Genomic DNA, 10,996 nt, shown 5'->3' on the forward strand with positions numbered 1-10,996 from the left:
ATTCACTGCGGGATACGAGAGGACTCCGTTCGCTTTTGTTGAAGAACTCGGAAGAAATCGCTGAGAACTTGAGTGGTCGATAAGAACCAGAGACAAGAGTTTGGAATAGTCATGAACAACACAAGTTCGACGCTCGAGTGCAAATCGATCGACGTTCTGCATGTTTCGGAGGCATATGGTGGAGGTGTGCAGTCGGCGATCTCGCGATACATCGAGAACTCTCCGAGCTTCACCCATCACGTATTGGTTCGTGTGCGGGCTGAACACAACATAGGCGAGCACTCGACAGCGACTATGGAAGGCTATGACGGTTCGCTACCTTCTTTTTTGCTCCATGTCCGAGCTTACATACAGAAAACCCGCCCGCGAGTTGTTCACCTCCATTCCAGCCTTGCCGGGCTTTTGCGGGCATTCATCCTCCCCTCTGAAACTAAAATCGTGTACACACCACACGCATACGCATTCTTGCGGCGCGACTACGGACGTTTCATGCGAATGGCGTACCGGGCAACTGAAGTCCTCTTGACGCAACGCAAGCAGACCGTAGCGGGAATCAGTCCATTCGAGGTGTCATCTGCAGTTCGACTGGCAGGGGCGCGCGCCAATGTTGTCTATATCCCTAACGTGGTTCCTCATCGGAACCAGCCACCCAAATTCACATCGACTTCGGATGCCCTGCCGAAGGTAGTGATGGTAGGCAGAATCTCAGAGCAGAAGGATCCAGACTTCCTGGTGCAAACCGCTCTGGCGTCGAATGCGCAAGTGCAGTGGATATGGGTGGGAGATGGTGATTCTGATATGCGAACGAAGTTAACGAATGCCGGTGTTGTTGTGACCGGTTGGCTGCCAAATGATCAAGTGTATCGCCACCTTGCCTCGGCGGATTTGTATTTGCATACGGCGCAATGGGAAGGCGCTCCGATCACCTTGCTGGAGGCCGCTTCCCTCGGAACTCCGGTCTTGGTGAGGGGTATCGATTGTCTGGAAGGTCTGGGGTTTGCAATGACGTCGAACGATGCGACTGGGGCAGCCATTGCAGTCGATCGATTCTTTACGGACCAGAAATTCCAAAGAGCTGCCCGCGCAGCAACCGAAGACTCGCTTGAGGTTCACTCTCCGGAAGTACAAAGTCGAGCACTCGAAATACTCTACGGGGGTAACCGATGAAGGTTTCGATGCCGGGACGCATACTCGACCGCCATGTCGGAGGCAACACAACCTACGCGAGGACTCTCGCCGAAGGACTACGTGCGCGTGATGTCGAGGTCGTTTCCATGCCGTTCTCGAGTAACGCAATTCGAACGATGCTCGAGGAGACACGCGTAGGTCTCGAAAGAAGCGGCGTTGATGTTCTTCACTATGTAGCCGACACCGGACCTTTGATGTCTACAAACACTCCGTCTGTCGTTACAGTGCACGGTGTCGCCAGTAGGTGGATCAGCGGCGTTAGGGGGCCAGCTCAGGAAAGACTTTGGCGCACACGGGTCTCGCGAGCTATTTCTTCGACTGATGCACTAATTACTGTCTCGCAATCCAGTGCATATGATATTGCCGAGATCTTCGACGTTTCCTTCGGCAGCATTTCAGTCATACCTCACGGGATCGATTGGGCTTCGTTTGCATCGCGCGTACCGCTTTCCCGTGAAGTATCTGATCTTATTCCCGATGAGTTCATGCTTTATGTAGGAAATATCGAGCCGCGAAAGAATATACCAGCACTTGTCAACGCAGTAGCGTCGAAAGAGGTGCGAGGGTTCGGTTTGCCGTTGGTAATCGCGGGTAAGCCGGCCTGGAACTACGGAGAAGCGATGTCCACCATCGAGAACAGCCCCGATGTCATATATCTAGGATTCGTTTCTGACGACGATCGTGCTGCGTTGATGCAGCGGTGCGCGCTTTTTGTCTTTCCGAGTCGATATGAAGGATTCGGATTTCCAGTTCTCGAAGCGATGGCTGCGGGAGCTCCCGTGCTGACGTCGAATTGTGGCGCACTCGCGGAGGTCGCCGGTCCGTCGAGAATCTTGAAGTCGGTTGATACCGATGCGATCTCCAGCGGGATTTCCGAGACGTTGGCTGATTCGAACTGGCTCGCATCGGCGGCGCGTCATGGCAAGGAGTGGTCGTCCAAATTCTCGTGGGCGGCGAGCGTCGATGCACATCTTGCTGTGTACAGGAAGGTCTTAGAAAATTGAAGGTCTTGGTTCTTCACGCGTACAGCGCCGAGAATGCCGGCGACGGCTTGTTGGTGCGTGAGACTCTCTCGCTAATCCGCGACGCATTTGGCGCGAATGCGCAGATCACAGTCGCTGCTTCTCATCCCGACACATTCACAGGACTCGACGTTGAAATCGTCGACTCGAGTCCTAGCTTGTTCGGTTACAACCGAAGCTACGTAAAGACTCTCCGGTCGCTGTCCGAATTCGATGTCATCGTGGGTGTGGGCGGTGGATACCTACGTGCAGGGCATGCAACTGAAGCAATCAAGATGGCGCTCGTTCATGGTCCTCAACTGTTGGCGGCATCGCGGACAAGGACGCCGTCGATCTATCTCCCGCAGAGTATCGGACCGGCGTCCCCGCTCATCGGACGGCTGTTGAACTCGCGACTCACGAACGTGGAGATCGTGCACGTTCGCGACGATCGAAGTTCGGTAGAGTTTGCGCAAGCGGGTGTTGTGAGAACTAGCGATCTGGCGATTCTCTCGTCATCTCCTCGACAAACCGCGTCATTCGATGTCGACTCGATCCCCGTGGTCTCGATCCGTTCCGTGCGAGGAAAGATAAGTCCACTTGTAATTGACTTTTCTCGCCAAGTGGGGGTTTTCGACGGATACGTTCAAAGTGCGACTGCAGGAAACAACGATACAGAATCGATGCGATCTATCGGTCCTCGCCGTATATTGTCCCGTCAAGAGCTAATGAGTCCAGGATTTGGCGAGAAATCTCGAGTAGTGGTCGCCGTTCGACTGCATGCTGCACTGATGGCATTGCAAGCTGGTCATTTCGTAATTCATCTGGCGTATGAGCGGAAGGGATTCGGAGCGTTCGAAGATCTTGGGCTCGACGCATTTGTTCACAACGTGAACAAATTCGAACCGTTCAGAGTTGTACGCCAAATGCGTGCACTTCTAGACGATGAGCGTCAACGTGCCAGTTACGTCGAATCGCTCAACTCGGTGCTCGAAAAGTCCAATTCCCATCGGGCTAGTTTGGTGGAGGATTTACGGCGACTGGCAGGAATCCGGTCATGAAGACTGCTTTGACTACAGTGCCGGGCATTATCGGGCAACCTGATCAGTGTGAGCCAAAGACCTCAGTGATCATCATGTCCTGGATGTGGGTTGCAATTCTGGCATGCGTCCCTATATATCGACTGGAAATTTCCTCCCTCAGTAGTAGAATTCCAGACTTGATTTCGCTGCTACTGATAGCCTGCATGGCATTCGGGCACTTTAAATCATCGGCACTCGTCGCGAAATGGCGTTTTGCTGTCGTATGCATTCCTTTAGCTGCGCTTTTCTCTGGTGTTAATTCCAACTTGAACGCGTCAATACTCGTTGCAATAAAATTTGTGGTTTTGCTCTGGTTTTCTCCTATGGTGTTTTCGTTCTACCGAAACGCGATTCCTCCATTCATTGGCAGAGTTTTAGTTGGGTTTGTTGGGGTGCAGACATTGTCGGCTGTGGCAGGATTGCTACAGTTGGCCGGCATCCCGATTCTGGGCATGGTGGCGAATAGTGGACGTGCGAATGGTTTGGCCGGACACCCAAACGTCCTAGGTCTTATGTGCGTAGTAGCGATCCTTATTTGCCTTGGAGTCAAGGCTGATGGAAAGCATCGAATTATTCGGTTTTTTCTTGCGACGATAAACGCTGCGGCCTTGGTCGGTACCGGTAGCATCAGTTCGATGATAGCGATGGGTGTGTCGCTCGTTGTGCTTGTCGTATCTCTCAGGGCTGCGTCAAAATTTATCTTTACGGTGCTGATACTTGGTGTGATTTCTTTAGTAATCGCTGCTCTCGCCGGTGTTGACTCGAATGTGCTGTTGTCGCCGGTGGAGTCCCGAGTGCAGGAAGTGACTGGTGAGTCGGACGGAGTCGCATCATTCGACATTCGACAACGGACTTATGATTTCGCTCTGGAATCGATATCTGAAGACCCGTTCTCGGGTGTCGGCCTCGACGGAGCTAATCAGGGTACCTTCAATGGTGTCACGGTCGTTCATAACTATCTATTGCGCGCTTGGTATCAAGGCGGAATATTTATGATCATCAGCTTTTCCTTGATTAGCTTGGTCCTAATTACACATGTTATACGGTCGTTAATAGCGGCGCGAAATGCCGTCGCCGCAAGTGTTGTTGTCGCGGTGCTAACTTTCGGTCTCACTTCCGCATTCTATGAACAGCAGCAATACTGGTTCCTTTTAATGCTGGCGTTAGTATCTTTCGATTATATTGGCGATGAGCTGCAGGATTCACAAGAAAGGGCCAACGATGAACGAATCGTTCGAACTCGATAAAGGATCGAATGATCGGTTGGATTTAACGGTGATAATACCAGCCTATCGTGCAGAAAGTACTATCGCAAAATCTATTTTCTCGGCCGCGGAGGCACGTCCGTATGAAGTGATTGTCGTGGACGACGGGTCAGATGATTGTACGTCCAAGGTGGCGGAAGCCTCTGGCGCACGTTGCATTAGGCAGGAAAATCAGGGTGCCTATATAGCGCGCAGACTTGGTGCGTCTCGCGCGAAAACGAAGTATCTTTTGTTTCTGGATGCTGATGATCAAATCATTCCATCTGCAGTTAGGCGCTCCGTCGAAATTCTGAACGAGGATGACGATTTAGTTGTTTCCGCAGGAACCGTGATCGGGACCGGGGTCGGAACGGCAGATAAAAACTTTCCGATTCGATATTCTCCTGTCACTGTGCAATCGCTTCTGGTGGAAGGCTACGGGCCTTGGCCTCCGTGTGCAGCGGTGGTTAGAAGAACTGCGTACGAGGCCGCTGAAAGTATGTCGCCATCTGTGCTTGATACGAAGTATGCTGACGATTACCAGCTTCTTATCAGATTATCTCTTACTGGAAGGATATCAGTTAGAGATGAACCTACCTGCCGATACACTCTTTCAGGTGGAAAATCATCAAAAAATGCAGAGTCGGCATTGGAGGCTAAAGAGAAGATTCGAGCATATTATGCGAAGAATCTAGGAATAGAAATCGAAGAAATGACGGCGCGTGATCTGTCCAGGGCTGCTGATGTCAGGTTAGCGCGTTCACTGTGGGCATCAGGAAAGAGAATTTCCGCGACTGGACACATATTGAAATGGGCTTCAAAAGACCCTCGCGCGGCTGTAGCCAAACTTTCGTCGTCTCCGTGGCAAAGGAACTGACATGCTGAGAAGATCGAAAGAGAATGAAATCAAACCACGTGTTTTCGTCACATCGATCGGCCAGGAGGACAACCTAGGAGATTCCGTTCTTCGTCGGGGTCTTCTCGATTCTCTGGACAGAAGTCATGTGGAAGTCCATGTACTTGTAGGATCTAATTCCACTAGTTATATATCGGCTCTGGGTCTAAAATCGGACGACGTCATTTACGAATCGCGACGTGCGTGGCGGCGTAGCCTGATGCTTTCAGCATTTCGCGGGAAATGCTCCTTGGTTTTCAACGCTGGTGAGGTTCGTGTTGACCGTGCGCACAGCCATCTCGGCAGATTTCAAACGATTGCCGTCGCGATCATTCGATTGAGAGGTGGCGCAGCGATACATACCGGAGTGGGGATTCGCGATCCTGCAGAGCCACGTGACTTCGCGGCTCGGTGCGTTCTCCGGATGTGCAATCTTGTGACATGGCGTGATGGGAAGAGCCGAGATTGGTCAGGAATTGGGCAGGTTCTGCCAGACTGGGCATTTGCCCTGGGACCACAAAAGGTAGCGACGGATAATACAGATCTGAGTCTGTCTCGCTCATTCCTGGCAATTTCTATGCGCGGAGATCGAGACTTTCCATCGGAAGACTGGTTCGGCGCTGTCAGAACTATATTGGACGAGAACGGCCTGACACCAATCCTAGTCACTCAGGTAGTCCGTGATGGTGATCGCTCTCGGGCGATAGCGAGGGAACTCGGCGACGGGACAAAGGTCGTCGGTTGGGCCGGCGACACAAGCCATGCTGTACACGAGACACAGGTGCGCGATATATATCGGAACTCGACTGCTGTAGTGAGCGATCGACTGCACGCTTTGGTCCTGGGCGCAACGGAGGGGGCAGTCCCGCTACCGTTAACGGTCGGCAGTTCAGAAAAGTTGCGACGGACACTCGCGGTGGTCGGCCTTGACGGGTTTTGCATAGAGCAAGACGAGATACCGCATTATGCGATTGGCAACGTCGCACGCGACGCGTTGGCACGCGGGACGCAAGTACAGGTCGATGAAGCGCGAGAGCGTTTGACAATCCTCTGCGACACCATCGTGACGCACGTGGCTGGCGGTAGCGGCCGATGACGCTTGCACAGAGTGCTGCGCGGGGTAGCGCAATCACACTCGTATCGCAGGCGATCAAGCTGGTAATTATGCTTGGATCGACCATTATTCTGGCGAGGCTTTTGTCGCCTACTGACTATGGTCTAGTTGCCATGGTTGTGGCGCTCATCGGGGTGGCTGAGGTCTTTCGCGATTTCGGTCTTTCGATGGCAGCGTTACAGTCTCGTACACTCACTTCTCAACAGCAGTCCAATCTCTTTTGGATCAATACGCTTGTCGGTGGCGTGTTGACTGCAATTGTTTTCTCTCTTGCTGGGCCCATATCTAGTTTCTATTCAGAACCAGCCTTGGTGGAAATAGTTCGAGCGCTATCTGTAACTTTTCTCCTGGGGGGACTGTCAACGCAGTTCAAGGTAAGTATAAATCGTGACCTCAGGTTCGTTGCTCTTGCTGCGGTAGATCTAATACCGTTCGTATTTGCATTTTTGATCGCGTTGATTCTTGCACTCTCAATTGGTAATTTCTGGGCTCTGGTGTCCCAGCAAGTCACCCTTGCCGGTGTAGGTCTGGTTGCAAGTGTTGCTTTTTCCAGGTGGCGGCCGGGGTTGCCCAGGCGGACCGACATGGGAAATCTGTTGACATTCGGAGTTAGTTACGCAGCGACTCAGTTGATCTCCTATGGAACAAGAAACGTCGATAGTATTGCGCTCGGGCGCTCGGCAGGCGCTTCGAGCTTGGGAATGTACGACCGCGCCTACAGCTTGGTCAGCCTACCCTTGACTCAAATAAATACTCCTCTTTCGCGTGTAGCGATTCCTGTCCTGTCCAGGCTTGCAGATCAGCCGGCACGCTTCTTTCGTTATTTACGCCACGCGCAACTTGTAGCTCTCTATTTGACTGCTAGCGTTTTCCTCCTTCTGGCTGCGGTGGGGGATCAATTGGTACTTTTGCTTCTGGGGCCAGATTGGGAGGTAGCGGGACAGATCCTTAGGATCCTGGCAATTAGCGGTGTATTTCGTTCTATTGTGCAGATCGTATATTGGATATATATGTCCCTTGGTCTTGCAACGCAGCAGCTTCGCTACTATTTGGTTGCGCAACCGCTTCTTATACTCGTCATCCTCTGTGGGTTGCCTTGGGGAGCAGTAGGCGTTGCGTGGGCAGTTTCGATCGGCTATGCATTGAACTGGCTTGGGGCGCTGCTTTGGGTGGGGCATGTCGCCAAAATGAAGGTTCGGGTGCTTGTTCTGGACGCAGCGCGCGCAGTCCTTGGGTTCGGGCTTCCTGCCGCTCTTCTGGCACTGTGCGCGTCTTCAGCGCTTTCGGCGTCGACGCCCGTCCTGCGGCTGATAGCCGGATCCGCTGCCGCTCTTCTCGGGTATTGCATAGCGTGGGCCATCTCAAATCGCGTGCGTGAAGATATGTCAGTTTTGATAAGTTTTGCAAGAAAGGCAGTTGGGCGTGAATAAGCCGATGACCGTGAGTTGCATAATTCCAACGCACCTGCGACCTGAATACCTCAATTTGGCCATAGAATCGGTCATTAAACAGACACACCTGCCGGATGAAATCGTGGTGGTGAGTGATGTGTCGGACGCTGACGCGAGGGCGGTGTGCGTACAAGCGCAGGCTCGTGTCGAAGTGCCCATTCGATACTGTGAGCCGCCGAATACAGCCGGTGGGGCATCCCGATCCCGGAACTATGGTGCACGTATGGCAACCGGGGATATTCTCGCATTTCTTGACGACGATGATCTTTGGTGCCCCGATTATTTGCATCACGCTTTGGCGCGATTGCAAGAGACAAACCGGCAGCTTGTGGTTACTTGGTTGGCTGAGTTTCTCGATGATGAATATTTCGACGGAGCTTCTATGGTGGAGGGCCTGCCGCCCTCAGCTTCTGCGGCAATGAACCCCGGCGCAACCGGGAGTAACGTCGTATTGCCAGCTGACGTATTCTGGCTTGTCGGCGGATATGATCCTGAACTACTGGTAAAGAATGACACCGATTTCCTCTATCGGTTTCTGCAGGCCGGGTGCTCCTATGCTGTTGTCTCAGAGCGTCTTGTTTTGCAGCGCAGGCACAGAAGCGGCCAGCTAACTCAGAAGTCGGCAAAGCGGGCAAATGGTACAGAGATGTATTTGATGAAACACAAATCGTCGTTGTCGAAGGAAGATATTCAAACGTTGCGGCGATCGATACATCATATCAAGTCCCACAGTGAAAAGATATTTGTATTTCGCCTCTACCATTCACTTCGGCTTGCTCTCTACTATCGTCCGGTCGAGATCCTGCACGCGGCTCAGAATGTTGATGTGATTGCTCGTTTACGTGGACATGATCGAACTCGACTCAATTCCGTATCGCGTTAGGCATTCTTCTCTCATCGTGTGCATGGTGTATTGGTGTGGGATGAGTTGAAAGGTTCCCATCTCGGAGATGCTCCGACCATGCACTGCGTTCAACTGATCAGAAGTGCGTGATCGGAGCATCGGCGTCGCGAGTGCCCCATATCAGGACGTCGTGAGCATCTCGAGGCGATCCATTCATGCCGTCGCGGGAATCTCGATTGCTAGCAGGTTGGTACGTCGATCGTCACTACAGCGTCATCTACCAAGGGTTGTACGGGAACACGTGCTTCGCCGGGTGACGTCGGCTCGGTGAGTTTGAAGACGACATCCACCGTTTGGCCCTTCGGTACCTCGGCCAAGGCCATGAAAACGGGGTGACCAAGTTCCTTTCCGCTGGCGGAGAAGGAGATTTTTCCGTCCACCCCAACACTATCCAGCTTTGCTCCCTGGGTTGCGAGCAGGGAAACGGCAGCCATGTTCGTGCCCTGCGGCAGATTCCGAGGATTTGCCACGATCCCGTCTACGTAGTCCGGAAGATCGCCTGCCGGAGTGTTGTTGGTGAGACTGACTGTCACCGTTGAGTTTCGAGTATCACCTTCACAACTGTCCGCCGTGTAGTGGATCGAGCGCGTCAAGTAGTAGTCGAGCTTGTTGCCAGCCTGATTGTTGATCACCACACCCGCAAAGGGTGCAGCATCCGTAGGCACAGTATGCGCCAAAGGTGTTGCGGCAAGCAGTTCCTGCTCCTCGGGATGCGCGCTCCACACAGCGATACGGCCTTCGGAGACACCGCGTCCCAACGCGTCGAGAAGGGCACTGGGAGAGCTGATGTTTCCGCTCATCTTCTCCACGACAAGTCCAGCGATGTTCTGCAGATACTGCTTTCGTGCGCTGTTGTTGTCCGCGAATCGCGTGTATGCAGTTGACTCGGTGAGTTCCACAACGTTGTCCGCTGTAACCCTCTCGCCGTCGGGCATTGTGATAGGACCCACAACTTTGAGTATGTAGCTCAATGCAATTGGGTCGGTTGCGATGGCACCGTCCACCACCTCACCCTTCGACTCCTGCAACCACAGGGATTGCCAGATCTGGGCTGCGTACGGGAAGTGGGAGCTGAGGTTGCTATTGCGGAAGTCGGTTGTAGGGCGGCTCATTCCGTAGAGATTGGCAAAGTCAGGACCTAGGTCTATTGGACTGTTGTCCACACCCAATTCGGTGCTGCGGCCTAGTGTGTCAACCCGTGCGGTTCCGTTGTCGACGCGCACAACGCCGTAGCCTCCCAGCAACCCGCCGGTTCCGCGAGCTTCGGCATTTGTCTGGAATCCGATGAAGTAATTACGCGGGCCGTCGGCTCCGAGCATTGCCGGCGCAAGGCGCGAGGCGAGCGCTGTGTTCTCCAGAAGGTTTGTCAGCTCGGTAGTTTGATCCACTAATGAGGTACGCGCATCGTTAACTGCGCTCACAAAACTGGCTTCCGGTATCGCCGCTGCCCGCGCTGACAATTGTGCCGCGGCGGTTGCTGTCTGCTCGAGAACCGGTGTCGCCTCCCGCAGCGGCTCGAGTGCGATTCGGCCACCGGACTGAATCAATTCATCAGGAGCAAGAGCAGTTCCGGCGTCAACTGCCGGGATGAGAATTTCCTTGGTCAGGCCGTGGACGACATCTGTCATCTGCGTGGTGGTGTCGAAGGGACTGCCGAGTACGGGGATAGCTGAAACGATGCTCCAGGGAAGGGATTGTGTCTCCGAATATGCCATGGCCGCATATTTGTCAGCGTCAGCCGCAGACCGCTCGGCAGCCTCCGTATCGCCTGCCAATAGCGCGGTCTTGGTGGACTGCGCATGATCTCGAGCCGATTCGAGATTGCCCTTTGTGGTGATGGCGGAGTAGCCCATCCACGCTCCAAAAGCGACGATTACCAGCGTAAACACGCCAAATCCGGCAAGTATGTTGCGTCGCAGATGTGACGTCTTGACGCGGCTTCGGCGTCGAATCCGCAAAGTAGTTTCGGATGCCGATTCTGGTGATTCGGATTCGTCATCGGACTTTAGTCCCGAGGTGGGGTTGGACATAACTAAATACTCCTGACTTTCGGGGTCGTCAGAGGTTACCGCGGTGTGCAAGAATGGTCCTTAAGTGGTGAGAAGGTGCGTCGCACA

General features: G+C 53.4%; 9 protein-coding genes. 8 read left to right on the forward strand and 1 reads right to left on the reverse strand.

What is annotated here, in order from left to right; all coding sequences use genetic code 11:
• Positions 1–111: 111 nt before the first annotated feature.
• From ACFRFQ_RS01765 to ACFRFQ_RS01800, 8 genes are read left to right on the forward strand one after another with little or no spacing between them, the layout of a single operon-like run.
• A complete protein-coding gene (locus ACFRFQ_RS01765; protein ID WP_378652350.1) occupies positions 112–1,167 on the forward strand; it encodes a glycosyltransferase family 4 protein in 1,056 nt (351 codons plus the stop codon).
• Entirely contained in the window at positions 1,164–2,192 is a 1,029-nt protein-coding gene (locus tag ACFRFQ_RS01770) for a glycosyltransferase family 4 protein (protein ID WP_378652353.1), read from the forward strand. The genes ACFRFQ_RS01765 and ACFRFQ_RS01770 overlap by 4 nt, the downstream gene beginning before the upstream one ends.
• A complete protein-coding gene (locus tag ACFRFQ_RS01775; protein ID WP_378652356.1) occupies positions 2,135–3,250 on the forward strand; it encodes a polysaccharide pyruvyl transferase family protein in 1,116 nt (371 codons plus the stop codon). The genes ACFRFQ_RS01770 and ACFRFQ_RS01775 overlap by 58 nt, the downstream gene beginning before the upstream one ends.
• Positions 3,247–4,518, forward strand: a complete 1,272-nt coding sequence (locus tag ACFRFQ_RS01780) for an O-antigen ligase family protein (RefSeq protein ID WP_378652359.1) — start codon at positions 3,247–3,249, stop codon at positions 4,516–4,518. The genes ACFRFQ_RS01775 and ACFRFQ_RS01780 overlap by 4 nt, the downstream gene beginning before the upstream one ends.
• Entirely contained in the window at positions 4,493–5,392 is a 900-nt protein-coding gene (locus ACFRFQ_RS01785; RefSeq protein ID WP_378652362.1) for a glycosyltransferase family 2 protein, read from the forward strand. Before ACFRFQ_RS01780 ends, ACFRFQ_RS01785 begins: the two co-directional genes overlap by 26 nt.
• Position 5,393: 1 nt before the next feature.
• The gene (locus tag ACFRFQ_RS01790) at positions 5,394–6,506 is read left to right on the forward strand and encodes a polysaccharide pyruvyl transferase family protein (protein WP_378652364.1); all 1,113 of its coding nucleotides are present in this window, start codon (positions 5,394–5,396) and stop codon (positions 6,504–6,506) included.
• Positions 6,503–7,954, forward strand: coding sequence for a lipopolysaccharide biosynthesis protein (locus ACFRFQ_RS01795; protein WP_378652367.1), 1,452 nt, complete (start codon positions 6,503–6,505; stop codon positions 7,952–7,954). The genes ACFRFQ_RS01790 and ACFRFQ_RS01795 overlap by 4 nt, the downstream gene beginning before the upstream one ends.
• Entirely contained in the window at positions 7,947–8,858 is a 912-nt protein-coding gene (locus ACFRFQ_RS01800; RefSeq protein WP_378652369.1) for a glycosyltransferase family 2 protein, read from the forward strand. The genes ACFRFQ_RS01795 and ACFRFQ_RS01800 overlap by 8 nt, the downstream gene beginning before the upstream one ends.
• Positions 8,859–9,058: 200 nt before the next feature.
• Here ACFRFQ_RS01800 and ACFRFQ_RS01805 read toward each other — a convergent pair whose 3' ends face one another.
• On the reverse strand, positions 9,059–10,909 hold the full coding sequence (locus ACFRFQ_RS01805) for a DUF4012 domain-containing protein (protein WP_378652372.1): 1,851 nt from the start codon (positions 10,907–10,909) through the stop codon (positions 9,059–9,061).
• Between the last annotated feature and the right edge of the window lie 87 nt (positions 10,910–10,996).

The sequence above is a fragment of the Rhodococcus sp. NPDC056743 genome (assembly GCF_042790355.1).
In the GTDB taxonomy this organism is placed as follows: domain Bacteria; phylum Actinomycetota; class Actinomycetes; order Mycobacteriales; family Mycobacteriaceae; genus Rhodococcus_F.